At 51.9% G+C, this 25835-nt stretch carries 25 protein-coding genes; 22 read left to right on the top strand and 3 right to left on the bottom strand.

What is annotated here, in order from left to right; all coding sequences use genetic code 11:
- Window positions 1-72 precede the first annotated feature (72 nt).
- Window positions 73-1401 (top strand): type I glutamate--ammonia ligase, encoded by a 1329-nt coding sequence (glnA, locus tag CFI03_RS28540; protein ID WP_132304996.1) that lies wholly within the window; start codon window positions 73-75, stop codon window positions 1399-1401.
- A 42-nt stretch (window positions 1402-1443) separates the two neighbouring features.
- Here the strand turns inward: glnA and CFI03_RS28535 are convergent, their stop codons facing one another.
- Together CFI03_RS28535 and lexA are read right to left on the bottom strand one after the other, a co-directional pair.
- Entirely contained in the window at window positions 1444-1638 is a 195-nt protein-coding gene (locus CFI03_RS28535) for a PspC domain-containing protein (RefSeq protein ID WP_248762522.1), read from the bottom strand.
- 127 nt (window positions 1639-1765) lie between these two features.
- Window positions 1766-2386: a transcriptional repressor LexA gene (lexA, locus tag CFI03_RS28530; protein WP_248762521.1), complete on the bottom strand. Its 621-nt coding sequence runs from the start codon at window positions 2384-2386 to the stop codon at window positions 1766-1768.
- 315 nt (window positions 2387-2701) lie between these two features.
- Between lexA and CFI03_RS28525 the strand changes: the two genes are divergently transcribed.
- From CFI03_RS28525 to CFI03_RS28510, 4 genes are all read left to right on the top strand, one after another.
- The gene (locus tag CFI03_RS28525) at window positions 2702-2917 is read left to right on the top strand and encodes a LysM peptidoglycan-binding domain-containing protein (RefSeq protein WP_164775355.1); all 216 of its coding nucleotides are present in this window, start codon (window positions 2702-2704) and stop codon (window positions 2915-2917) included.
- A gap of 151 nt (window positions 2918-3068) precedes the next feature.
- Complete coding sequence (locus CFI03_RS28520) at window positions 3069-3257, top strand: DUF896 domain-containing protein (protein WP_015844221.1); 189 nt, start codon at window positions 3069-3071, stop codon at window positions 3255-3257.
- Between the two features lie 78 nt (window positions 3258-3335).
- Window positions 3336-3845 carry a hypothetical protein gene (locus CFI03_RS28515; protein ID WP_127491289.1) on the top strand — a complete coding sequence of 170 codons (510 nt, stop codon included), beginning with the start codon at window positions 3336-3338 and terminating at the stop codon, window positions 3843-3845.
- Between the two features lie 27 nt (window positions 3846-3872).
- Window positions 3873-4661, top strand: coding sequence for an HAD family hydrolase (locus CFI03_RS28510; protein ID WP_127491287.1), 789 nt, complete (start codon window positions 3873-3875; stop codon window positions 4659-4661).
- A 64-nt stretch (window positions 4662-4725) separates the two neighbouring features.
- Here CFI03_RS28510 and CFI03_RS28505 read toward each other — a convergent pair whose 3' ends face one another.
- Complete coding sequence (locus CFI03_RS28505; protein WP_248762520.1) at window positions 4726-5265, bottom strand: 1,2-dihydroxy-3-keto-5-methylthiopentene dioxygenase; 540 nt, start codon at window positions 5263-5265, stop codon at window positions 4726-4728.
- Between the two features lie 146 nt (window positions 5266-5411).
- Here CFI03_RS28505 and metH point away from each other — a divergent pair, with 146 nt between their 5' ends.
- The 17 genes from metH to CFI03_RS28420 all read left to right on the top strand — a co-directional run bounded on the left by metH (window position 5412) and on the right by CFI03_RS28420 (window position 25616).
- Window positions 5412-8858 carry a methionine synthase gene (metH, locus tag CFI03_RS28500; RefSeq protein ID WP_127491283.1) on the top strand — a complete coding sequence of 1149 codons (3447 nt, stop codon included), beginning with the start codon at window positions 5412-5414 and terminating at the stop codon, window positions 8856-8858.
- A 101-nt stretch (window positions 8859-8959) separates the two neighbouring features.
- On the top strand, window positions 8960-9889 hold the full coding sequence (rnz, locus tag CFI03_RS28495) for a ribonuclease Z (protein ID WP_248762519.1): 930 nt from the start codon (window positions 8960-8962) through the stop codon (window positions 9887-9889).
- A gap of 99 nt (window positions 9890-9988) precedes the next feature.
- On the top strand, window positions 9989-10906 hold the full coding sequence (locus CFI03_RS28490) for a metal-dependent hydrolase (protein WP_248762518.1): 918 nt from the start codon (window positions 9989-9991) through the stop codon (window positions 10904-10906).
- A 190-nt stretch (window positions 10907-11096) separates the two neighbouring features.
- Entirely contained in the window at window positions 11097-13346 is a 2250-nt protein-coding gene (locus CFI03_RS28485) for a DEAD/DEAH box helicase (RefSeq protein ID WP_248762517.1), read from the top strand.
- A gap of 40 nt (window positions 13347-13386) precedes the next feature.
- Window positions 13387-14691, top strand: coding sequence for a ribonuclease H-like domain-containing protein (locus tag CFI03_RS28480; protein ID WP_248762515.1), 1305 nt, complete (start codon window positions 13387-13389; stop codon window positions 14689-14691).
- Window positions 14688-15500 (top strand): TIGR01457 family HAD-type hydrolase, encoded by an 813-nt coding sequence (locus CFI03_RS28475; protein ID WP_248762514.1) that lies wholly within the window; start codon window positions 14688-14690, stop codon window positions 15498-15500. Before CFI03_RS28480 ends, CFI03_RS28475 begins: the two co-directional genes overlap by 4 nt.
- A gap of 39 nt (window positions 15501-15539) precedes the next feature.
- On the top strand, window positions 15540-16355 hold the full coding sequence (gene mutM, locus CFI03_RS28470) for a DNA-formamidopyrimidine glycosylase (RefSeq protein ID WP_248762513.1): 816 nt from the start codon (window positions 15540-15542) through the stop codon (window positions 16353-16355).
- 4 nt (window positions 16356-16359) lie between these two features.
- Complete coding sequence (locus CFI03_RS28465; RefSeq protein ID WP_248762512.1) at window positions 16360-17190, top strand: deoxyribonuclease IV; 831 nt, start codon at window positions 16360-16362, stop codon at window positions 17188-17190.
- 3 nt (window positions 17191-17193) lie between these two features.
- Window positions 17194-17529: a cyclic-phosphate processing receiver domain-containing protein gene (locus CFI03_RS28460; protein ID WP_248762511.1), complete on the top strand. Its 336-nt coding sequence runs from the start codon at window positions 17194-17196 to the stop codon at window positions 17527-17529.
- Window positions 17530-17598: 69 nt separating this feature from the next.
- Window positions 17599-18618, top strand: coding sequence for a 23S rRNA (cytidine(2498)-2'-O)-methyltransferase RlmM (locus tag CFI03_RS28455; RefSeq protein ID WP_248762510.1), 1020 nt, complete (start codon window positions 17599-17601; stop codon window positions 18616-18618).
- A 124-nt stretch (window positions 18619-18742) separates the two neighbouring features.
- Complete coding sequence (locus CFI03_RS28450; RefSeq protein WP_248762508.1) at window positions 18743-20350, top strand: serine/threonine-protein kinase; 1608 nt, start codon at window positions 18743-18745, stop codon at window positions 20348-20350.
- Between the two features lie 78 nt (window positions 20351-20428).
- Window positions 20429-21127 carry a response regulator transcription factor gene (locus tag CFI03_RS28445; RefSeq protein WP_015844236.1) on the top strand — a complete coding sequence of 233 codons (699 nt, stop codon included), beginning with the start codon at window positions 20429-20431 and terminating at the stop codon, window positions 21125-21127.
- Window positions 21124-22479, top strand: coding sequence for a HAMP domain-containing sensor histidine kinase (locus CFI03_RS28440; RefSeq protein WP_127491260.1), 1356 nt, complete (start codon window positions 21124-21126; stop codon window positions 22477-22479). The genes CFI03_RS28445 and CFI03_RS28440 overlap by 4 nt, the downstream gene beginning before the upstream one ends.
- A 22-nt stretch (window positions 22480-22501) precedes the next feature.
- Window positions 22502-23362 (top strand): carbon-nitrogen hydrolase family protein, encoded by an 861-nt coding sequence (locus CFI03_RS28435; RefSeq protein ID WP_248762507.1) that lies wholly within the window; start codon window positions 22502-22504, stop codon window positions 23360-23362.
- Window positions 23363-23389: 27 nt separating this feature from the next.
- A complete protein-coding gene (locus CFI03_RS28430) occupies window positions 23390-24049 on the top strand; it encodes a GNAT family N-acetyltransferase (RefSeq protein WP_248762506.1) in 660 nt (219 codons plus the stop codon).
- A 116-nt stretch (window positions 24050-24165) separates the two neighbouring features.
- The gene (locus CFI03_RS28425; protein WP_248762505.1) at window positions 24166-24837 is read left to right on the top strand and encodes a GNAT family N-acetyltransferase; all 672 of its coding nucleotides are present in this window, start codon (window positions 24166-24168) and stop codon (window positions 24835-24837) included.
- A complete protein-coding gene (locus CFI03_RS28420; protein WP_248762504.1) occupies window positions 24834-25616 on the top strand; it encodes an MBL fold metallo-hydrolase in 783 nt (260 codons plus the stop codon). The genes CFI03_RS28425 and CFI03_RS28420 overlap by 4 nt, the downstream gene beginning before the upstream one ends.
- Window positions 25617-25835 lie beyond the last annotated feature (219 nt).

The following is a 25835-nucleotide window of genomic DNA, read 5'->3' as shown; positions in this document are numbered from 1 at the left end:
CTTCACAATTCTTTAAGCGTATGCTTACGAAGTAAGAATAGCTTCGCAATTCTTTTAAAGGAGATGAATGCTGTGAGCTACACAAAAGAGGATATTAAACGCATTGCGGAGGAACAGAACGTTCGATTTATCCGTCTTCAATTTACCGATTTGCTCGGAACGATCAAAAACGTAGAGATTCCGGTAAGCCAGCTGGATAAAGCATTAGACAATAAAATGATGTTCGATGGATCTTCCATTGAAGGTTACGTTCGTATCGAAGAATCTGACATGTACTTATACCCTGATCTGGATACTTGGGTCGTATTCCCATGGGTTGCGCAAGACCGCGTTGCCCGCCTGATCTGTGATATTTATATGCCTGACGGCACTCCGTTTGCGGGCGACCCGCGCGGTATTCTGAAGCGTGCGCTGCAAGAGGCGGAAGAAATGGGCTTTACGGCGATGAACGTTGGTCCGGAACCGGAATTCTTCCTGTTCAAAACGGATGAGCGCGGCGAGCCTACAACCGAACTGAATGACCAGGGCGGATACTTCGACCTTGCGCCAATGGACATGGGCGAGAACTGCCGCCGTGAAATCGTATTGACGCTGGAAGAAATGGGCTTCGAGATTGAAGCTTCCCACCATGAGGTTGCTCCAGGCCAGCACGAGATCGACTTCAAATATGCGGATGCGATCAAAGCCGCAGACCAAATTCAAACGTTTAAGCTTGTTGTTAAGACGATTGCGAGACAACATGGCCTCCATGCCACCTTTATGCCGAAACCTCTGTTTGGCGTAAACGGTTCCGGTATGCATTGTCACCAATCGCTCTTCCAAGGCAGCACAAACGTATTCTATGACGAGAAGGATCGTCTCGGCCTTAGCCAAACCGCACGTTACTATATGGCAGGCATCCTCGAGCATGCTCGCGCGATGGCGGCTATTACGAACCCTACCATTAACTCGTACAAGCGGATGGTTCCCGGTTATGAAGCGCCTTGCTATGTAGCTTGGTCGGCAAGCAACCGCTCGCCAATGATCCGTATCCCGGCTTCCCGCGGACTTAGCACGCGTATCGAGGTTCGCAACCCGGACCCGGCTGCCAACCCGTATCTGGCTCTTGCCGTAATGCTGAAAGCCGGCCTTGACGGCATCAAAAACAAAACGGCGCTTCCGGCTCCTGTAGACCGCAACATCTACATCATGACGGAAGAGGAGCGCCTGGAGTCCGGCGTGCCAAGCCTTCCTTCCGATCTGAAGGAAGCGCTCGACGAAATGCTTCGCAGCGACGTGATCTGCGATGCGCTTGGCGAACATGCTCTTGCCCATTTCTACGAACTGAAAGAAATCGAATGGGACATGTACAAAACACAAGTTCATCAATGGGAACGCGATCAGTATCTGACGCTGTACTAAGATGGAAATCCCTTGGCGCTCTAAGCGTCAGGGGATTTTTTTCTATCTCTTATATAACAACGGAGGGCTGGCTGGGATAACGTTCGCAAGGATGATGTAAACAACAAGATTGCAGGGGACAAAGAGGAGGAACAGCAGTCTTACAAACAAAGAGGAAAGGTTGAAGTATTCGGCGATTCCTCCGCAAACTCCGGCAATGGATTTATCGAATAAAGACCTCGTTAATTTTTTCTTCATGCTTAACCACCTCGTCGCCTAAAGATGAAGCAATACGATAATACCATAATCAGGTAAAAAAGAGGCTGTTCTCCCTAACCGAATGCGAAATCGGATTAGCGGGAACAGCCTCTTTTATGCGAACAGATTAGTGAAAGTCACGGAACAAGCCAACTACTTTGCCAAGAATGGTGACATTGTTCAAACGGATTGGCTCCATGGTGGAGTTCTCCGGCTGAAGGCGGATATGATCCTTCTCTTTATAGAAGGTCTTAACCGTCGCTTCGTCATCTTCCGTCATGGCTACTACGATATCGCCGTTGTTGGCGGTCTGCTGCTGGCGGACGATAACATAGTCGCCGTTATGTATGCCGGCTTCAATCATGCTGTCGCCAACGACATTCAGGATAAATACCTCGTCGTCGCCAACGAAGTGTGCGGATAACGGGAAGTACTCTTCAATATTCTCAGTCGCCGTAATCGGCACGCCTGCCGTTACTTTGCCGACGATTGGCACTTGAGCCACAGCGGGGAGGATAATGCCGTCAACACCGTCTTGATCCAAAATTTCGATCGCCCGAGGTTTCGTTGGATCTCGTCTGATCAGGCCTTTCTTCTCTAGCCGATCCAGATGGCCGTGAACGGTGGAGCTTGACGCCAGGCCAACCGCTTCGCCGATTTCGCGAACAGAAGGCGGGTATCCTTTGTCCCGAACCTCATTCTTAATAAATTCAAGAATCGACTGTTGGCGGTTCGAAATCTTAGACACGTGAATCACTCCAATATAATATTTGTAGAAAATTATAGCATAGAACCGGAGTTCGTACAAACATAAGTTCTTAAAAACAAAAGTTCGCATTTTTATTGACTGCAAACATTTGTTCGTGTTATTCTAAGAACATAAGAAAACAGAACAAACGTTCGGGGAGCGATAATAATGATCATGAATCCATCTTTTTATAAAAGTATCCATAAGGAAAAAACCGCTAAATCGTTCAAATCGCGGGGTCATCACGTTCAACGCCATGCTTTTAAACTTATTGTGTGTGCTGCAGTGTTCGTTCTTCTTTTTACAAGCTTCCTTATGATGCGTACGAATGCATCGTCCGATCATATTCAAGAGGCTGCAGCGAATGAGCAAACGGTTATCGTAACGACGGGGGATACGCTGTGGGGGATTGCAGATCGTTTTTCCGAGGGCTCCAAGGACATAAGACAATACATATACAAGATTAAGGAACGCAACCAGTTAAGCTCGGTTGAGCTTCGGCCAGGACAGGTATTAATTATTCCTCAATAGGCCATATAATCGGAAGGACAGGCTATTCGGACACAGGATGTTCGAAATTGCCTGTCCTTTTGTTATTCTTCTATCATTGCCTTGACAATTGCTCGCGTTAAAAGTCAAAATAGGTAAGAAGGATGAGTAATAAGCAAATGAGGTGAAGGCAGTGGAAGAAGTCATCGCGCGTATTAACGAATTATCCCGTAAAAATAAAACGGTAGGTTTGACCGAAGAGGAAATTGCGGAGCGTGCCGTATTGCGCCAGAAATATTTGGAGAATTTCAAAAGGAATTTCCGCCAGCAGTTGGATTCGATCGAGATTGTAGACGGCGATCCTAACGATGTTGCTCATTAATTAAGTCATACAACTATATAACTAGCGTTGGCGCCGTTCCATGAACGGCGTCTGCAATATACAATGGGAGGAATAAGCTTGTCACGCACGTGGGAGCGCAAAGTGCGCAAAAATACGAACCAAATCAACAAAGCGCGTAAAAAGCACGGAGCATCGCAGATTGGCACTTCATCGAAACCCAAGGTAGACCGGTTTACCGGCCGTAACTACATATTCCCGATTGTGCTCATTTTGTTGATCAGTATGTATACGGTTTTCGTTACGACGGATCCTTCCTTTGAGCCTACGTCTATGTTCTGGGTAACGATCGGCTGCTACATTTTCCTGGCGCTTATTTTCTTCTTGCGCCGTCCTTACATTTCAATCGGCAAGGATTATATCCAGACCCGTAAAATGACGGGGGACAAGCAGCTGCACGTTTCCAACATTAAAGGGATCAGCGTTCAAAACGGTGCGGTCGTGATCATGCAGCAAAAAGGCGCAAACTGGGTATTCTCGCGGCTGCTTAACCGTTACCCAACGGATGAGATCGGCAGCAGACTGCAGGATTTCGCCAAAACACACAATTTGCCTTTCGAACAAAAATAGAAAAAGAGTAGGAGAGTTATGCGAATTATGGGGAAGCAAGCGGTACTATTTGATCTTGACGATACGTTGTTGTGGGATGACCGCAGCGTAAAAGAAGCATTTGAAGCAACATGCCAAGCCGGTGCGGAAGCTGCCGGCGTTGATCCGGAGCAGCTTGAAGAAGCCGTACGCAAAGAAGCGCGCGCTCTTTATGAATCCTATGAGACGTTCCCGTTCACGAAGATGATCGGTATTAACCCGTTTGAAGGACTCTGGGCGAATTTCCGCGAAGGCGAGCAGGAAGAGTTCCGCAAGCTGGAGCAGCTTGCGCCGGGCTACCGCAAGGAAGCTTGGACTCGCGGCTTGCGCGCGCTTGGCGTTGATAACGAAGAGCTTGGCGCTAAGCTGGCAGAGCAGTTCCCAGCGGAACGCCGCAAACGTCCTTTTGTCTATGACGAAACGTTCCGCGTGCTGGATGCGCTTAAAGGAAAGTATAAGCTGCTCCTGCTGACAAACGGTTCTCCGGATCTGCAGCGCGAGAAGCTTGCCGGCGTTCCTGAGCTGACTCCTTACTTCGATCACATCATTATCTCGGGCGAGTACGGTGAGGGCAAGCCTGCCGCTTCCATCTTCCGTCATGCGATGGAACGTCTCGGAATCGAGCCGGATCATGGCATTATGGTTGGCGACAAGCTGACTACCGATATTCTCGGCGCGAATACGGTTGGCATGACATCCGTATGGGTGAACCGTCACGGTGCGGTGCGCAATGACGAAATCATTCCTTCGCATGAAATTGCCCATTTGGAAGAGCTGCTGCTGCTTCTCGAGCAATAATGGACAAGACAAAGCCCCTCGCCATCGGAAGATGGAACGAGGGGCTTAATTTTATGAACAGGTCTCACTTAACGAAAGCAGGATCTTCGAATGGATGCGCAATCCAGCCTTCTGTTTCAATGAACAGGCGTACGGCCACGATTTCACGGTTATCCATCAACGTGAAGAAATGAGGGATTCTTTCCGGAACGGAGATCACGTCGCCGGCTTCGAGTTCAACGTCGAAGTAACCGACTTCTTCGGTGCCTTTGATAACGAAGATGCCTTTGCCGGCTGTAATCGCGCGAACTTCATCTTCTGTATGTGTATGAACGGACTCGAATTTTTTCAGCAGTTCATCAAGGTTTGGAGTTGCATCGGATAAAGTAATGATGTCCCAAGTTTTGTAACCGCGGCGAGCGGCAAGATCCGTAATTTCAGCATTGAAAGTGGACAGAACTTCTGCTTTCTCTTCATCGGAAAGAACAAATCTCTCTTTGAGGTGCGCGGGGAGTTTAGTTGCATCCCAATGTTCGTAAAGAACTTCTTGTTTGTCTAAAAATTCACGAACGTTCTGTTCACCAGAAATACGTTCATTAGTATTGCGAATGCGGATTTCAGCCATTCTCAATCCCTCTTTCCCTATAGAAATTAACTGATAAGTCCAATTATATAGCAAATGTAGTCAAATGTCGATGGACTGCCTTTTCAGAGTGCGGCTATTCTGTTACACTATTTGTTAATGATTTTCGGAGGAAGGGTGTACGAAATTTGTTGAAACCGACCATACAAGAATTGATGCAGCAGCGGATACTCATCCTGGACGGAGCGATGGGAACAATGATTCAGCAGGCGGATTTGACTGCTGATGATTTTGGCGGAGAAGAGCTTGACGGCTGTAATGAAATGCTCGTATTAACGCGTCCGGATGTTATTTCGATGATCCATGAGAAGTATCTGGAAGCCGGCGCCGATATTTTGGAAACCAATACGTTTGGCGCGACTAGCGTCGTATTGGCGGAATATGACATTCCGGAAAAAGCCCGCGAAATTAACCTTGCTGCCGCCAAGCTGGCAAGAGACGCGGCGGATAAATTTTCGACACCTGACCGCCCTCGGTATGTAGCCGGCGCTTTGGGGCCAACTACAAAAACTTTGTCCGTAACAGGCGGAGTTACCTTTGACGAACTTGTAGACAGCTATTATGAACAAACCGTTGCCTTAATCGAAGGCGACGTAGACGCTATCCTTCTGGAGACATCGCAGGATACCTTGAACGTTAAAGCGGGAAGCATCGGGATCCGCAAGGCATTTGCGGCTATGAACCGCGAGCTTCCGATTATGATTTCGGGTACGATTGAGCCGATGGGCACGACGCTTGCCGGTCAATCCATTGAATCCTTCTACATTTCCCTGGAACACCTGAAACCGATTTCGATCGGACTGAACTGCGCAACGGGACCGGAATTCATGCGCGACCATATCCGCTCGCTGAGCGAAATTGCCGATTCGGCTGTCAGCTGTTATCCTAACGCGGGCCTGCCTGATGAGAACGGTCATTACCATGAATCACCCGAATCTCTGGCGCGAAAAATGTCGGCATTTGCCGAGCAGGGCTGGCTTAACATTGCGGGCGGCTGCTGCGGCACAACTCCGGCGCACATTAAAGCTTTGCACGATACGATGGCGAATTACGCGCCGCGTACGCAGTACGGTACTCATCCGGCTGCTGTGTCCGGTATCGATACGGTGTTTATCGAAGACGACAACCGTCCGATTATGATCGGCGAACGGACTAATATTTCCGGATCCCGGAAGTTCAAACGTTTGATTAAAGAAGGCAAGTTCGACGAGGCCTCGGAAATCGCGCGTTCCCAGGTTAAAGGCGGAGCTCATATTATCGATATCAACCTGCAGGATACGGACATTGACGAAGCTTATGCGGTACATGAGTTCCTGCCGCAGGTCGTAAAGAAGATTAAAGTGCCGTTAATGCTCGATTCGACGTATGACCATATCATCGAGCTTGGTCTGAAGTATTCGCAAGGCAAAGCCATCATCAACTCGATTAACCTGGAAGACGGCGAATCGAAGTTCGAGAAGATCCTGCCGCTCATTCACCAATACGGTGCCGCGGTTGTCATGATCCTGATCGATGAACGCGGACAGGCGGTTTCCCGCGAAGCGAAGATGGAAGTGGCCGAACGTTCTTATAATCTCCTTGTAAATAAATACGGCATGAATCCGGAAGATATCATTTTCGACCCGAACATGTTCCCGGTTGGCTCCGGCGACCCGCAATATATCGGATCCGCTGTTGAGACGATCGAAGGCATCCGGATGATTAAGGAGAAGTTCCCGAAAGCAAAGACGATTCTGGGTCTGAGCAACATCTCGTTTGGTCTGCCTGACGCGGGCCGCGAGGTACTGAACTCGGTCTACCTGTACCACTGTACGAAAGCCGGTCTTGACTATGCGATCGTAAATACGGAAAAACTGGAGCGGTATGCTTCCATTCCGGAGGAAGAGCGCAAGCTGGCGGAAGATCTGATCTATAACACGAATGACGATACGCTTGCTGCGTTCGTTGCGGCATTCCGCGAGAAGAAAGTCGTGAAGAAGGAGAAGGTATCGAATCTTTCTCTGGAGGAGCGTCTTGCTTCTTACATCGTGGAAGGCACGAAGGAAGGACTTATTCCCGACCTTGACGAAGCGCTCAAGAAATATACGGCGCTCGAAGTAATCAACGGACCGTTGATGCGCGGGATGGAAGAAGTAGGGCGCCTGTTCAACAATAACGAGCTCATCGTAGCGGAGGTGCTGCAAAGCGCCGAGGTAATGAAGGCATCGGTAGCCCATCTGGAACAGTTCATGGAAAAGAATGAAACCTCAGTGAAGGGCAAGATCATTCTGGCTACGGTTAAAGGCGATGTGCATGACATCGGCAAAAACCTTGTCGAAATTATTTTGTCTAACAACGGTTACAAAATTATCAACCTGGGCATCAAAGTACCGCCTGAACAGCTGATTGAAGCGCAGCGCAAGGAAAATGCCGACATTATCGGTCTTTCCGGTCTGCTCGTTAAATCCGCCCAACAGATGGTCGTAACCGCACAGGATATGCGTAACGCGGGTATTTCCGCTCCAATCATGGTTGGCGGCGCAGCTCTTACGCGTAAATTCACGAAGACGAGAATCGGCCCCGAATACGATGGCTTGACGTTGTATGCGAAGGATGCGATGGACGGTCTGGATCTTGCGAACAAGCTGATGGATAAAGAGCATCGCGGCAAAATGGAAGAGGAATTGCGGATTTACAAGGAATCCGGCGGCGATGTGGAAGAGGAGAAAAAACCTCAGCCTCAGTTAACCCGGGTTGAACGATCGAAAATCTCCGTGGATGCCCCGGTCTATATCCCGCCGGATACGGACAGACATATTCTGCGGGACGTTCCGATTCCGCATATCATTCCTTACGTGAACATGCAAATGCTGCTTGGTCATCACCTGGGTCTGAAGGGCAACGTGGATAACCTTCTCCAGGAAGGCAACGAGAAGGCCGTGCAATTGAAAGAAACCGTTGATGGGATTTTGCAGGAAGGCACAACAAACGGTATTATTAAGGCACATGGCATGTACCGTTTCTTCCCGGCGCAATCGTCCGGCAATGATATCATCATCTATGATCCTCAGGATCATACGAAGGAGATCAAGCGGTTTACGTTCCCGCGCCAGCAGGTAGAGCCATTCCTTTGCTTGGCGGATTATCTGAAGCCGGTGGATAGCGGCGTTATGGACTATGTCGGTTTCCTTGTCGTTACAGCCGGTCAAGGCGTACGCGAGCTGGCAAACGAGTGGAAGGAAAAAGGCGATTATCTTCGCTCGCATGCCTTGCAATCGGTAGCCCTGGAGGTAGCCGAGGCGATGGCGGAACGCGTCCATCATATGATGCGCGATATTTGGGGGTACCCGGATCCGGCGACAATGACGATGAAGCAGCGCTTTGGCGCCCGTTATCAAGGCATTCGCGTATCCTTCGGTTATCCAGCATGTCCGAACCTGGAAGACCAAGGACCGCTGTTCGAGCTGATGAAGCCTGAAGATATCGGCGTGGAATTGACGGAAGGGTTCATGATGGAGCCGGAAGCATCCGTATCCGCAATGGTATTCGCTCATCCGGAAGCGCAATATTTCAACGTTGAAAAAGTAGAACGATAGATGCAAGCTAAGCCTCCGTAAGCAATGGCTGGTTGACCAACCAGTCCCGGCTAGCGGGGGCTTTCATCCTATTCATATGGTGATCTGGAGGTGGCAGCACAATGGAAATATGGTTTCTTGGAACAGGCGCAGGCCGCCCGATGAAGCATCGGAACGTAACGTCCATCGCGCTCAGGCTGCCGGATCCGGACTGTTCGTTATGGATGTTTGACGCTGGCGAAGGGACTCAGCATCAGTTGATGCATACGCCGCTTAAGCTTAACAAGCTTGAGGCGCTGTTCGTTACCCATCTGCATGGCGATCATACATACGGGATTCCCGGGCTGCTCAGCACCCGGTCCTACGTTGGAGGCAACGGTCCGCTCCAGCTATTCGGTCCCCCGGGTATCCGCGAGATGATTGAGACAGCGCTTACGCTCAGCAGTACCCGAATTGATTACGAAATTACCTACCATGAAGTGTCCGAAGGAATTGTCTATAAAACCGAGCGTTACATGGTTGAAGCACTGCCGCTGGAGCACCGCGTTCCTTGCTTTGGCTACCGCATTACCGAATGCGAAAGCCCGGGCAAGCTGAATGTCGAGCGGCTGCGGCAGTTGGGCGTCCCGGCAGGTCCGTTGTTTGGACGGATTAAAAAAGGGGAAGATATTACGCTGCCTGACGGAACGCTCGTCCGAGCGGCAGACGTAGCGGGAAAACCGCAATGCGGCCGGATTATTACCATTGCAGGCGATACCAAGCCTTGCGACAATGCTTTAAGACTGGCTCGAAATGCGGATCTGCTCGTGCATGAAGCCACCTTTGCGGCCGGTCAGGAAGAGAAAGCCCATTTGTACGGGCATTCCACAACCGTGGAAGCGGCAACTACCGCGCGTAACGCCAATGCCAAAAAGCTGATCATGACGCATTTCAGCACAAGGTTTGTGGATGAGGATCTTGCGGGCCTTGAAGAGGAAGCAAGGAAGATTTTCCCGGAATCCTATGCCGCCCACGACCTGTATCACACCGAAATTCCCCGTTCCAAAGAGTAGCGAGCCAGCCCCTTACAAAATCAACACGGTTCGAAAATAATCCCATAACGGTCCCGTATTATGCTGGTACTAAATCTGCGGCTAAGGAGATGAGGTCAGGTGGATACGGGAAGTCATTTGCTGTTTGGCGCAACACTTGGCGGTCTTGCCATGCTGGATCCGGTTATTTCGGTTCATCCGGAGATCGGGTATGCGGTTCTGGCCGGTACGGTGCTGGGCAGCCATGCGCCGGATTTTGACGTATTTGCAAGGTTGAAGGGGCAAGCCGCCTATATTAGGAATCATCGGGGGATTACGCATTCCGTGCCGGCTCCGCTTGTCTGGGCTGCCGGGATTGGCGGACCATTCGCATGGCTGTTCGGCGTGCTGGATCACGTCCTTTTGGTCATGGTATGGACGCTTGCCGCCGTATGCTTCCATATTGCTCTAGATCTGTTCAACACGTATGGCGTCCAATGCCTAAGGCCGTTCTCCAGGAAATGGTGGCATTTGGATGCCCTTTGCCTGTTTGATCCTTATTTGTTCGGAGCTCATGCGATCGGATTGCTCTTCTGGATATGTGGCATCTTCCCGCCGGGACCAATGTTTGCCGGGATTTACGCCGCAACCATTCTCTACATCGCCATACGTCTGCGGCTGCGCTGGCGGATCAAAAGAAGGCTTAAGCTCCAGCTTGGCAGGGTCACGGCCATCACGCTTGTACCCAGCATGTCGGGCAGGAGCTGGCAGTTTACCGCCGACTGCGGGGATTGCTATCGCACGGGCACGGTAACCGCCAGCCGGATCCGTCTGGAATCCACGGTGGTCAAATATAAGCCAAGCGAACATGTTCCGGCCGTAAAGGCCGCACTGGAGGCCGACGGGGTAAAAGCCTTCCTAGGCTTTGCGGATCAGGTGCATTTGCAGGTGGAGGAAAAACAGGACGGCTACGAGGCGAGGTATCCTGGAAAGACGTACGGTTCTGGCGGGACAATCAAATGGCATTTGGCGTTGATGTTCAACTGGACCGGAATATGAAGGTGCTTGGCCATCATGTCGGCTGGAGCAAGCGTTCCTGGGAATCGCCTCATGTATAATCCATAATCATGACCCGCCTCTAACGGAAGGCGGTTTTTTTATCTGCCGCCAAAATATGTCTTCCTTGAATCCTCTAGCCAATCGAACAAATATTCGCTAAACTGTTGGTATCAAGGGGTGACGAACGTTTATGTTCAAGAAGAAAACTTTGCCTGAACTAATTGAGGAATTACGCTCAAATGAAAATATAGTGAATTGGCATGAAATGGAGCCGCAGGAAGCCAAAACAACGCCTTTCGACGACAGCGTGGATCCGCGGATCCGGGAGGCACTGCAGAAACGCGGGATTGCCGAGCTGTACACCCATCAAGGAACGGCGTTCCGGTTTGCGTCCCGAGGGGAAAATATCGTCGCGGTAACGCCAACGGCATCCGGCAAGACGTTATGCTACAACCTGCCCGTTCTGCAGGCGATTGCCAAGGACGATACAAGCCGCGCGTTGTATTTGTTTCCGACCAAAGCGCTCGCGCAGGACCAGAAGAGCGAGCTGAACGAGATCATAAGCGAGATGGGCATCGACATCAAGAGCTATACCTACGACGGCGATACTTCGCCTACGATCCGCCAGATCGTCCGCAAGGCCGGCCATATCGTTATAACGAATCCCGACATGCTTCATTCCGCCATCCTGCCGCATCACACCAAATGGGTCAGTCTGTTCGAGAATTTGAAATATATCGTCATTGACGAGCTGCATACCTACCGCGGCGTATTTGGCAGCCATGTGGCCAATGTCATTCGCAGGCTGAAGCGTATCTGCAAGTTTTACGGGAGCAATCCGACCTTTATTTGCACATCCGCAACTATTGCGAACCCGAAAGAGTTGGCGGAGCAGTTAACCGGCAGCCCGATGCGGCTAATTGACGATAACGGAGCGCCGAGGGGCCGGAAGCATTTCGTTTTTTACAACCCTCCGATCGTTAACGTGCCTCTGAACATCCGGAAAAGCGCGACCGTTGAAGTGAATCATCTGGCGAGGGAATTCCTGAAGAACAAGATTCAGACGATCGTATTTGCCCGCAGCCGCGTAAGGGTGGAGATTATCCTCAGTCATATCCAAGAGCTGGTCAAAAATGAAATCGGCACGAAGTCGATCCGGGGATACCGGGGCGGCTACCTGCCGAAGCAGCGGAGGGAGATCGAGAAGGGTCTCAGGGAAGGCGAGATTCTGGGAGTCGTGAGCACCAATGCCCTGGAGCTTGGCGTGGATATCGGGCAGCTTCAAGTTTGCGTGATGACCGGATACCCGGGCAGCGTCGCGAGTACCTGGCAGCAGGCGGGACGGGCAGGAAGAAGGCATGGCGAAGCGCTTATTCTGATGGTGGCCAGCTCCACGCCAATCGATCAGTATATCGTCCAGAATCCGGAATACTTCTTCGACCGCAATCCGGAATCCGCGCGGATTAATCCGGAGAATTTGATTATTCTCGTCGATCATGTCCGCTGCGCGGCATACGAGTTGCCGTTCAAGAATACGGAGGAATTCGGGCCGCTTGAGATCAGCGAGATTCTCGAATACCTTCAAGAGGAACGCGTGCTTCACAGAAGCGGCGACACGTTTTATTGGGCGAACCAAGCTTTCCCGGCAAGCGAGATCAGCCTACGTTCCGCATCGCAGGAAAACGTCGTGATCGTGGATCAGACGAGCGTGGCCGATGTCCGCATTATTGGCGAGATGGACCGGTTCAGCGCGATGACGCTTCTTCATGACGAAGCTATCTACCTGCACGAAGGAGTGCAGTATCAGGTTGAGAAGCTGGACTGGGACCATAAGAAGGCCTACGTGCGAGAGGTGGATGTCGAGTACTATACCGACGCCAATCTTGCGGTGAATCTGAAGGTTCTGGAGATCGACAAGTCCAGAATCTCCGGCAGCGGCGCCGTTCATCAAGGGGATGTGGCGGTTACGATGATCCCGACGATTTTCAAGAAGATCAAGCTTACCACGTTCGAAAATATCGGATCCGGACCGATCCATCTGCCTGAGCAGGAGCTTCATACCCGCGCAACCTGGCTTGAACTGAAGGATACCGATCCGGAGCTCGGAACCAAGGTCTTGGAGCAATTGCTGCTAGGCATCGCCAACGTCATTCAGCACATCGTGCCGGTCATGGTGATGTGCGACCGGAGCGACGTTCACGTTACTTCCCAGATCAAGGCCGCCCATACGGGTCTGCCGACGATCTTTATATACGACCATTATCCGGGCGGCATCGGGCTAGCCGACGACGTGTACAAACGGTTTGACGATGTGAAGCAGGCCGCCGCCAATCTAATCAAAAAATGCTCATGCAAGGATGGATGTCCATCATGTATCGGAAACGAAATCGAAGGAATCAACGGGAAGCAGAAAAGCGTTCAGCTATTATCCCTGTTATAAATCTGCATGTTGATCTAGTAAAAGGGAGGAGGAACGGGAAATGAGCAGTCTTCGCGATAAAATGAACCGGCTTCGCGGAAGCAGCAGCCCGGCTTCTCCTTCCGAATTAGCCGCACCGGCCGTGCAAGCACCGGAGCCGCCGCCTGCGGCGGATACGGAGCATCTGGAAACCTTGTCGGAAGAATGGTCATCCATGGGAGTGAAGCTGCTTCATAATGAAGCGGGCAGTTTTCTGATGAGAAGGCTTGTATACCCTGCCGGTCACCAGCATGGCATTCATTGCTTGGGCGAGCTGCCCTCCGCTTCTGCCGGATTGAGGGCATTCCATGAGGTCCCGATTGACGCCGAACAGCTATTGTATCTCGACCTTGAGACGACGGGGCTTGGCGTTGGCACGGGCAACGTGCCGTTTATGGTTGGCTTGGCCTATTGGTCGGGCTCCGGGCTGATCGTGGAGCAAGCGGTGATCCGCCACCCCGCCGAGGAGCGGGCGATGCTATTTTACCTCAACGGCAAATTAGGCGGCTACCGCTATCTGGTGAGCTATAACGGCAAAACCTTCGACTGGCCGGTTATGCAGACCCGGTTCATTTTGCACGGATACAACCGGAAGCTGTGGGAGCCGCTTCATCTTGATTTTCTGCATCCCTCCCGCAGCATATGGAAGAACACGCTCGCGTCGCTCCGGTTAAGCCATGTGGAAGAGGAACGGCTCGGAATCGAGCGGATCGACGACGTACCCGGCTCGCTTGCGCCGCAGCTCTACTTTCAATTTCTAGCCGACGGCGATCCGGAGCCGCTGCGAGGCGTCTATCAGCATAATGAGATTGATATGCTGTCGCTGGTATGCTTGTCCATCCGATTCGGCCATCTGTTGAACGGGAACACGGAGGGCGGCTATCAGTTGCCGATGCCGGCGGAGTCGGAGGAGCTTATCCGTACCGGCTTATGGCTGGAGAAGATGGGACATGTCGGCCGGGCGGAGCTTATGTTCGAAGCGGCGTTAAGCTGTGAACGCACCGCAGCCGCCACTTTGAACATGCTGGCGGCAAGAGACAAGAAAGCTGGCAATTGGCAGCGAGCTGTGTTATTGTGGCAGAAGGCTGTTATACAGTCGGTCCAGCATGGATCGGCTGGCTTGAGTGCAAGCATTGAACTGGCTATGTATTACGAGCATAAGCTGAAGGACTACGATTCAGCTTTATCATATGTGTCAGAAGCATTGGAATTGGCGCTTATCGATCCTCTCGGGAGAAGGGACGCGAAGCGCCGCGCCGAAATCGAGGGCCTTCGCAAGAGGAGGGAGCGGCTTCTGCGCAAGACGGGAAGGAAGCTTGCGGAATGAACGAACAATCAGCGCCGATGAAGGGCTTGCTCCTTGATCTGGACGGTACTTTATATCATGGCACCCAGCGAATTGACGGTGCGGAGGAGCTTATCCGGCAGCTTCGGGAATGGAAGCTGCCTTACCGGTTCGTAACGAATAATTCGACCGTATCCCCGGAAACCGTTGCCGAGCGGCTTCGCCAAATGGGGATCGACGCCGAGCCGCGCGACGTATGCACTTCCGCGCAGGCTGCGGCGCAATACATAGCAAACCAAAAACCCGGCGCCTCTGTGCTGGTTATCGGCGAAAGCGGGCTCATTGAAGCCGTGGAAGCAGCGGGCTTGCGGATTACCGAAGAGCAGCCGGATTTTGTCCTGCAGGGTCTGGACCGGCAGCTGTCGTACGAACAGTTGACAAGAGCGGTTAGATCGATACTTCAGGGAGCCGAATTTGTGTTGACCAACCCGGATCTGCTGCTTCCCGGAGAAGGCGGCTTATTTCCCGGCGCCGGATCGATAGGCGCCATGCTTACGGCGGCTGGCGGCAAGGAGCCTACGCTGATCGGCAAGCCGTCGAAGATTCTAATGGACTATTCCCTGCGCCAGATTGGTTTGTCCGCGGAAGAGACTTGGGTCATCGGCGATAATCTGGCAACGGATATTGCGGCCGGCCATGCTTCGGGCTGCGGAACGGTACTTGTGCTAACCGGATTAACGACGAAGGATAATCTGGACTATTACGCGGAACGCGCAGGCTGCAGGCCTCACGTCGTCTGCGACGATTTGCATAAGCTGGTATCGTATATTTCGTCCTCAATCGGGATATAAGAGAAAGCAATAGAGCGGACAGGAAGGAAGAGAGCTTGCATGCCGGAACTACCGGAAATGGAACATTACCGATTACGATTGTCGGAGCTGATTATCGGCTCGCCGATTACTGGTACGGAAGTTACCCGCGACAAATCGATTAATATTAACGCCGGGCAATTCGAAGGGGAATTGGTCGGCCGGACGATATGGTTTGTGGAACGCAGAGGCAAACACCTGTTATTCCACCTCGATAACGGCAAGCGTCTCGTGCTTCATCTGATGCTTGGAGGGACGCTCTTTTTCGGCAGCGACGAAGAACGTCCTGACCGCACGGTACAGGTAACGATCCGCTTTGCGACGGGCAATTTGTATTTTATCGGCCTGCGGCTCGGTTACTTGCATTTTATGTCCGTGAAGGAAGCGGATGCGAAGCTCTCCGAGCTTGGGCCGGATCCGTTCGATAAAAGATTGACGCTTGAACGTTTCAAAGCACGCTTCGATAAGAAGAGAGGCGCGCTCAAAACAGCGCTTGTGGACCAGCATGTGTTGTCAGGGATCGGCAACTGCTATGCGGACGAAATTGCTTTCGCGGCAAAAATTCGCCCGGACGCAAAAATTCCTTCCTTGACAGACGAAACATGGGAACGAGTCTATGATTCGATGCATATCGTGTTAAAGGAAGCGATTTCAAAAGGTGGCTACATGGAGCAGCCGTTAACGGCTGGGGATACGATTACCGGCGGTTTCAACGATCATTGTCAGGTGTATGATCGCGGGGGAGAGCCATGCTTTGTCTGCGGCACCGCTATCGAGCAGTTCGAGATCTCGTCGCGCAAAGCTTTCTTCTGCCCGGTCTGCCAGAAGGAACAGTAGAGCGATGTACATCGGCCGCCATCTCAGCATAAAAGAAGGTTATGCCTCCGCCGCCAAAGCCGCCTATTCGGGCGGCATTAGTGCTTTTCAGTATTTTCCGAAAAACCCTCGCAGCCTTGGAATCAAGGCTTTCGACCGGAGAGAGGCCGAGCGCTGCGCGGAACTGTGCAGGCAGTACGATATACGGACCATCGCTCATTCCCCTTATCCGACGAATCTTGCTTCGGAGCGGGAGGATGTCCGTCAGCGTACCGTTGAATCGCTGCTTAACGATCTGGATATTGCAAACAACTGCGGCTCGATTGGCGTTGTCGTTCATTTTGGCGTGTATAAAGGGAAGGAACCGCTTGCCGGTTACCAATCGATTATTCAATCGCTGAATGAAGTGACTAGCCGTTGGAACGGGGATGCCAAGCTGCTGATTGAGATTCAATCGGGCGAGCATACGTTTATGGGGACGACCATCGAGGAGCTGGCCCAAATCCGGGGATTATGCGCGGAGCCTGCAAAGCTGGCTTTTTGCCTGGATACCTGCCACATGTTTGCGAGCGGTTTATGGCATGGGGAGACGGATGCGGAGTGGCTGAAGAAAGCCGGCTCATTAGGCGTACTGGAGCATGTCGCGGCTGTGCATTTCAATGACTCGATGTTCGCGGCTGGCGCTCGACGAGATCGGCATGCGGCGCTTGGAAGCGGTCATATCGGCGAGGAAGGAATGAAGTGGCTGATGTCCGTTCCCGCGCTTGCGAATGTTCCTTTTATACTGGAAACGCCTTCAGACGAAGACGGTACCTATGGAAGGCAATTAAACCTGATGCGAGAATGGGGGACATGAATAATGATACATGTATATCTGGATGACTATCGCCCTTGTCCGAAAGGCTTCGTGCTCGCCCGGAATGCGGAGGAATGCAAGCTTCTGATTGATTCCGAAGCCATAGATATCTTGTCGCTGGACTATGATCTCGGCTGGAACGAGCCGACGGGTTACGAGGTCGTCCGTCATATGGTGGAATCGGCCCGTTATCCGAAAAAAGTCTATCTGCATACTTCCAGCACGGCGGGAAGAATGCACATGTATCATATGCTGTCGACCCATGCGCCGATGGAAATGAAAATTATGAACGGGCCAATGCCGGACTCGCTGCTTGACGAAATTGCGGCCGGCAGTTGATCATATACGCTTGTTTGGTTTGGTTTGGTTTGGTTTGGTTTGGTTTGGTGTAACAACGGAGGTGTTGAAGTGAGCCGATGGATTGGTACGGCTAATCAGGGGTATTCTCCCTATGCAATTGAAGAGCTTCGGCGGCTTTTAGACGGCGTTAAAGTAACGCAGCTTGCCGCCGGAGAAACTTTTTTATTCGACAGCGAGAGGTCTGCGGATGACGTTGCCGCCGCTGTGGCGGCGGACAAGCCGATTTTCCTGAGACATCTTCAGCCTGTTGATCGTACGGTGGAGATCAAAGGGAATGCGGATGATTTGCAGGAGCTGTCGGAGACGATAAGACGTTCTCGTCTGCTGTTCGAGGACAAGCAGGTGGCTATCCATGTCCGCCGCTCGAACAAGACGGCGTTCCCGTATTCCGCTTCTGACACAAAGGCTGTGCTGGATGCGGTATTGGAGGAGCTGGATGCTGAACCCGTCGTCCAGAATCCGGATCTTATCATTGCCATTTATGCCGCGGCAAGCGAGCTGTATGTCGGCTTTGGCCGGCCGGTGGACATGCTGTCCGACTGGCCTGGGGGAGCGATACGCTTCCAACGGGAGGAAGGGCAAATCTCGCGCGCCAAATTCAAGCTTCTTGAAGCGGAGCGGGAATTTGGTCTTGATTATTCCAAGTTCCGGAACGCGGTGGATATTGGAGCGGCTCCGGGCGGCTGGACATCCTTACTGCTTGAACGAGGTTTGCGGGTAACGGCGATTGATCCGGGAGAGATGCACCCGTCGCTGGCCGGACATCCCGCATTGACGTACCTCAAACGTAATGCATCGGAGGTCAAGTTCAAGCCGGGCTCCTTTGACCTGCTTGTCTGCGATATGAGCTGGAGCCCTATGCAGATGTGCCGTCTGGTGCTGGATTTGGAAGAGACGCTTGCCCCGCATGCCACGGCTATTATTACGATAAAGCTGATGCACAAAAAGCCGCTTCAGACCATTCGAGAGGTCAAGGAGCGCTTTTCGACCGCATTTATCATTAAACGCGCCAAGCAGTTATTCCATAACCGCGAGGAGATTACGTTATACTTGGAAAAGAAGCATTAAGCGTGATATAACGGAATAGAAGAGGGAAAGCATCCCGGTTTGAACAGGAGTCCAATTGGACTTTTGTTTCAAGCCGGGATTTTTTTGTAATTAATCATGTTTTTATCATAAGGGGGTTGTTATCATGCAAAATGAAGGCAGGCTGAATCATCTCGAATCCGGGACGGTAATCGGAGAGCGGTACGTGCTGGTAGGTAAGCTTGGCAGCGGGGGGATGGGGGATGTGTACGCCGCCGAGGATTTGAAGCTCCAAGGGAAACTGCGGGCAATCAAAGTGACGGATTCGGACCGTGCTTCAGAAGAAGCTAGAATGCTGATGCGCCTCAGTCATCCGAATCTGCCTCATATTATGGACAGCTTCACGTTAACGTGTTGCGGAGCTGAAGCCATCGTTATGGACTATATCTATGGATTGACTCTTGGAGAGTTGTTCGACCGGCATAAACGGCAGCTTTCTTTCGGGGAAGTATTAAGGCTTGCGCTGCCGATTTGCTCGGCGCTTGTATACTTGCATAGCCAATTTCCGCCAATCATCCATCGCGATCTGAAGCCATCCAATATTATGGTTGAAAATAACGGACATGTTCGGCTGATCGATTTCGGAATCGCCAAATCGAAAACCGCCCTGCAGACGCAGTCGACAATGAAGCTGGGAACGCCGGGCTTTGCAGCCCCCGAGCAGCATCTGGGACGGAGCGAGGTTCGGACCGACATCTACGGGTTTGGAGCTTTGCTCTATTACTTGCTCAGCGAAGGGAGCTACGCAAACGATGCAGGCATGGTGAACCGGAACAGCAGCTTTATCCGGGGATTACGGACGGATGTGCCAAGCCGATTCGCGGATTTGCTGAGGAGAATGGTACAGCCTCGTGTCGAGGATCGGTACAATTCGATGGCTGAGGTCGAGAGGGAGCTTCATGCTTTTGCCAGCATTGCCTCAAATACAGAGACTCCTGTACGATTCGCCAGAACTTCTAATGCGCAAGGAGGCAATCCGGAAGGCTGCCGTACGTTGAAGATTGCCGTCGTTCCGGTCTCATCCGGAGCAGGAGCAACGTTTGTGGCGATCACCCTGGCTAAGCTGCTTGCGGCTGGCGGAATCCCTTGCGCTGCCGCGGAATTTCCATCCGAACGGCCTGAATGGGCGGCATTGCTGCGAAGTAATATGAGTGGACGAGATCAACGGGAAGACAGGTATTACAGCTGGAACGAGCAAGGGGTATGGTGGCATGCCCAGAAGCATCCGGCTACCCAAGACTATAGAGATGAAATGGATAAGCTCAGGCTGCGTTTGAGAGAGAAGGAGATTGCCGTATCCGTTGCCGATGTATCCGGCGGCGCGTTAAGCTGGCGCAAGGAATGGCTGCTTGATTCGGACCTTGTACTCGTTGTTGCCGATCCTTATCCTTCGAGGTGGAAGGCGGATCACATTCTGGAGCTGGAGCAAATGAGCAAAAAGCTTGAAGCTCGCGGCGCTTCCCTGAAGTGGATCGCCAACAAGGATGCCAAATTTTCGGGCAGGAGAGAATGGATCGGAATGCTGCCGGAACTTCCGGTTGCAGCTGTTCCGCTGCTGCCGGCAGCCGAGTGGCTTGATGCGATATGGCGCGGAAAATGGGCCACGGATATAAAAGGGATGGGCAAGGCACTGGAGAAGGCTTATAAGCCTTTGCTTGATTTTATCTCGCAAGAAACGCAAAGGAATGCTGCTCATGTCAGGTTTGGGCGCTGACCTTGCTTGCAATTGAAATAAACCTTCTTTATGATGAATACGAGTCCATAGCATATTTAGAAGCAGGTGACGTTCGCAATGAATGAACGAGTTCTGGTAGTTGAAGACGAGGCGGGTATTTCCCGCATTTTACAGCTTGAATTAGAGCATGAAGGATATACGGTCGGTACAGCAGCCGACGGACGGACAGGTTATGAAATGGCCTCAACGGGCGAATGGGAGCTGGTATTGCTCGATGTGATGCTTCCCGAATTGAACGGTATCGAGGTGCTTCGCCGTCTGCGGCAGGCCGGCAACCCGGTTCCCGTTATTTTGCTGACGGCAAGAGATACGGTACCTGATAAGGTCAGCGGATTTGAGCATGGCGCAAATGACTATATAACAAAGCCGTTTGCGATGGAGGAGCTGCTTGCCCGTGTCCGCAACATTTTGCGTATATTCCAGCAGTACCCGAAGGAATCCGAAGGCTCCGACCTGATCAAGGTTGGGGATTTGACGATCGAGCTGCGTACCCGCAAGGTGTACCGGAAGGAAATCGTAATTGAGCTTACGCCGCGCGAGTTCGAGCTTCTTGTCTATCTGGTCGAGAACAAGAACGAGGAAAAGTCGCGGGAAGACATTTTATCGGAAGTGTGGGGTTACGATTTTATCGGGGAAACCAACCTGGTAGACGTCTATATCCGGTACTTGCGCCAAAAGCTGGATAAGGGCTACCGTCACAAGCTGATTCATACCGTAAGGGGCGTCGGCTATATGATTAAGGAGCCTGACGCATGACGCTTCGCAAACGGTTCACGCTTTTTACGATTTTCTGGCTCATTTTTATTCTTATTCTCTTTAATATCTTTGTTTATTTCTACGTGATCAAGATTACGACGGAAAGCGAACAGCGCGTAATCGGGAATAAAGTGAATCTGATGCTGGAAAATCCGAAGATACAGGATGGCAAAGGGATCTATGATCCCGATCTTCTAAGCGAATATTACAATGTCAATGAAATGATACGAATTATTAGGCCGGATAACAAAATCGTCAATATTACCGGTTCGGATCCCGTTCTTCTCAACCTTCCGGCGTCTTTCCAGGGCCATCATGATACCGGGATGATCAAGAAAGGCAGCGAGCGCATCATGTACATGCGCGTGCCGATCTATGACGGGCCAAACGTGGTAGCAATGCTGGAAATCAACCGGGTGCTGAATGAATTGGACGATTATTTGCAAATCCTTGTCGCAGCCTTGTCGGTAACTAGTGCCGGGGCTATTCTGTTCGCCATCTTCGGGACGTATTGGTTCACCTCGCGGCTCACTTCGCCGATGCAGCAGATGATTAATACGATGCGCGAGATCGACAGAAGCGGCAAGCTGCGTAAAATCGAGCCTTCCAGTCACGAGGAATCGGCAGAGCTGCAGCAGCTGGTGCGTGCTTTTAACCAGATGATCGACCGGCTTGACCGAACGTTCGCGCGGCAGAAGCAGTTTGTGGCCGATGCCTCCCACGAGCTGAAAACCCCTCTTACGGTAATTAGCAGCTACGCGGGTATGCTGAAGCGCTGGGGACGCGACGACGCGAGCATTCGCGACGAGGCTATCGAAGCCATCGATAAAGAAGCAAGCCGGCTGCAGACCTTGACGAAGTCCATGCTGATGCTGGCGGAAGCCGAGCAGGAAGATTGGCTGAATCAAGAAATGTTCGACGTGGTGCTGGTTGTCGAAGAGCTGGCGGTTATGCTCCAGACGACCTTCCAACGTCCGATACGGGTGAAAGCCTTGTCGAGATCCATCCGAATGTACGGGGATAAGGACAAAATCCAGCAGCTGCTTGTCATCCTGCTGGACAATGCGATTAAATACAGTAAAGATCCGATCGATGTTTCCCTCAGCGTGGCGAAAAATATCGTGAAGATTGAAGTGAAGGATAAGGGGATCGGCATTCCGGAAAATGAGATTCCGCATATGTTCGAGCGTTTCTACCGCGTAGACGGGGCAAGAAGCCGCGCGACTGGCGGAGCCGGACTTGGGCTCTCGATTGCCAAGCGTATCGTGGATCTGCATGAAGGCAAGATTGACGTATTCAGCCTGCCGGATCTAGGGACAACCATTACGCTTCAGTTCAAACAAAGAAAGTAAGGGAGCAAAGGGGAGAGGTTCGTTGAAATACAGGGTTGCCTCTGTGCAATATAAGCTTGAGGACATTGGTTCGTTTGAAGAATTTGCAGCGCAGGTGACGCATTATGTTCGAAATGCGTCCGAGTACGGAACCGAGATTATTTTGTTTCCGGAGTTTCTGACTACTCAGCTGTTATCGATTGGCGACGATACCGGCAAGGCTTTGCCGATTGACCGTCTGCCTGAATTCACGGAGCAGTATGAAAGCTTGTTCCGGTCTCTCGCTGCCGAATACAACATGCATATCGTTGGCGGGACGCATGTGGTGGATGCCGGTGACGGCAAGCGCCAGAACACGGCTCATCTGTTCCATCCAGGCGGGAAGATTGACCGTCAGGCGAAAATCCACCTTACGCCTACCGAAGTCAGCGAATGGAATATGTCGCCGGGCGACGGTCTGCAGGTGTTCGAGACGCCGTTTGGCACCATCGCTATGCTGACCTGCTATGATATCGAATTTCCGGAGATTGTCCGGATGGCGCGCGCTAAAGGCGCGGACGTTATTTTCTGCCCATCCTGCACGGATGACCGTCATGGCTTCTACCGCGTCCGGTACTGCTGCCATGCAAGAGCGGTGGAGAATCAGGTGTACATCGTAACGACCGGTACGGTAGGGGCATTGCGCAAGGTTGACTTTATGCGCGCGAACTATGGTCAGGCCGCGGTGATCACGCCAAACGACATACCGTTCCCGCCTGCTGGGATTTTGAGCGAAGGCGTCATTAACGACGACATGCTAATCGTAGCGGATCTTGACCTGAAGCTGCTGGAAGATGTTCGTAATGCCGGCTCCGTAACGACCTGGAGAGACCGTCGTACGGATCTGTATACGGACTGGGCATAAGCTGCGGCGGCGGAAGGAGGGCTTGAAATGCGCAAGCAATTATATGTCATTCATGACGGAGTCCCAACGGAAGCTATAATACGTTCGTATACGAAGGAAGATTTCCAAGGCTTGATTGCGGTGCAGAGCGAATGCTTCCCGCCTCCTTATCCGGAGGAGCTATGGTGGAGCGAGGAGCAGCTGAATGAGCATATTACCCGGTTCCCGGAAGGCGCATTGTGCTGCGAAATCGGAGGCAAAGTGATCGGATCCATGACCGGGCTTATCGTGGATATGAATCAATATTATGAATCTCACAGCTGGGAGCAGATTACGGACAGCGGTTATATCCGCAACCACAATCCCGAAGGGGATACGTTATACGTTGCGGACATTTGCGTTATTCCCGCCTACCGTAAAGCGGGTATCGGCAAATGGCTGCTTCAGTCCATGTACGAGACCGTTGTGCATCTGCAGCTTAAGCGCCTGCTGGGAGCCGGCAGAATGCCGGGCTACCATAAGTACGCGGCGGAAGAGACCCCGGAGCAATACCTGGGCAAGGTGATGACGGGGGTCTACAAGGATCCGGTCATTACGTTCCTTCTGCGCTGCGGCCGAACGCCGGTCGGAATTGCGTCCGACTATCTGGACGACGAAGAGTCCTGTAATTACGCGGCTCTGATGGAATGGCGCAATCCTTTTCTCTAGGTTAGTGCCATTATTTTTTCGACTTCGAATTTTATAGTCCGTGCAGGCACGGAGAGAAAGCCCGAGCTTTCTCATAGTGCCAGCCCACGGCTATCCATAGTGAGAGGAGAATAATCATGCAATACCACCGCATTACATCCATCAACGATCCTTACTTCGCATCGCTTCACGAGCTGCTCAAACGCATTTTCCCGCCTGAAGAGGTACTGGCTTACGAGCTATGGAGAGAGCCGCTTGAAGATCCAAGCATTCATGTCTATGTCGCAGTAGACAACGGCGAAGTCGTGGGGTCGACCGAATACCGCTATTATCCTGAGCTTCGCGTTGCGATGACCGACTTTACGATTATCGGCGTGGCGAATAAGGGGATCGGCCGTTTCCTGATGCGGAGCCGCGAGAAGGACCTGGCGAGACTTGCCCGCGAATCCGGCACGGCTCCAATCGGCATGTTTGCCGAAATCTATAACCCTTACGAGAGAGGCGAGCATGAATTCGGCGGTGTAACGCCGATGAATCCGTTCGTCCGCCGCGAGGTTTTATCGCATATCGGCTATAAAATGATTAACTTCCCTTACGTGCATCCGTCTTGGGAGCATAACGGGGAAGCGGTTGAAGGTCTTAATCTATGCTTCCTGCCGGCCGATGAAGAATTAGCTGCAATTCCTGCAGCCCTCGTTGTTCAATTCCTCGAGATCTACTACTCGGCATTGCCTAACAAGCCCCAGCAGTGGCTTGATATGGTGGAAGGGCTTCGCGGACGCGATAAACTCGAGCTGCTGCCGATATGATCACCATTACGTTCCGCGGAACGGGAGATGCGATGGGGGTGCCCCGCGTCTACTGCGACTGCGAGGTTTGCGGGGAGGCGCGTACAGGCGGAGTCAACCGCCGGTACCGCTCCCTTATCCAGCTTGACTCGCCCGACTTTGGTACAATGATGATCGACTGCGGACCGGATTGGGGCAGACAAATGGAAGCTGCGGGGCTCCGGTTCGTGAACCGCATTCTTATCACGCATGCCCATTTCGACCATATCGGCGGATTGCCCGAATGGGCGGATGCCTGCCGGTGGTTAGGGGTAAAAGGGGAAGCATACGCCCCTGCCGAGGTTATCGCGGAGATCCTGCAGCGTTTTCCTTGGCTGGGTCGGAACATGTCTTTTATACCGATTGATCAGCCTTGCACCTTCGGCGGCTGGGAGGTATCCGCCTGGAAAGTGAATCACGGGAAGAACGGATACGCCTATGCGTTCCGGTTTGACCAGAAGGATTCGGGGATGGCATGGGCATACTGCTCCGATTCCATCGGACTGACAGGCGAGCAGCAGAAGCCGCTTTACGGACTCGATCTGTTGGTGCTCGGCACTAGTTTTTACAAAGAGAACTTCCTATACGAATCGCGGTCTGTGTATGATGTGACGGAGGCGCTTGAGCTCCTTCCCGTGTGGGAACCCAAGAGGACTTTGTTTACGCATATGTCGCATGATATTGATCTGAGAAAATCGTACCCTCTGCCTACCTTTGCGGAGTTTGCGTTAACCGGTATGGAAGTTTCTGTAGGTAAATAGATTGACAAATGGTAATCCGTTAGCGTACATTGTGTGTATAGCTAACGGATTTAGCTATTTCATAGCTTTTTTGCTTATTCCGAAAGGGGAAATTTTAATGTTTGCTGGTGTTCTTAACTCTTAATTGGATAAATCGGTCTTGTTAGATGAGCTTGAACGGCTTGCGGATGCAAAATTTGCATCATTACGCATGCTTCTTCTGCGACGTCTTTTGACAAG

Source organism: Paenibacillus sp. ATY16, from assembly GCF_003399985.2.
Taxonomy (GTDB): Bacteria; Bacillota; Bacilli; order Paenibacillales; family Paenibacillaceae; genus Pristimantibacillus; species Pristimantibacillus glycanilyticus.
The sequence above is the reverse complement of the archived record's forward strand: the minus strand, read 5'-3'. Positions and strand labels throughout refer to the sequence as shown.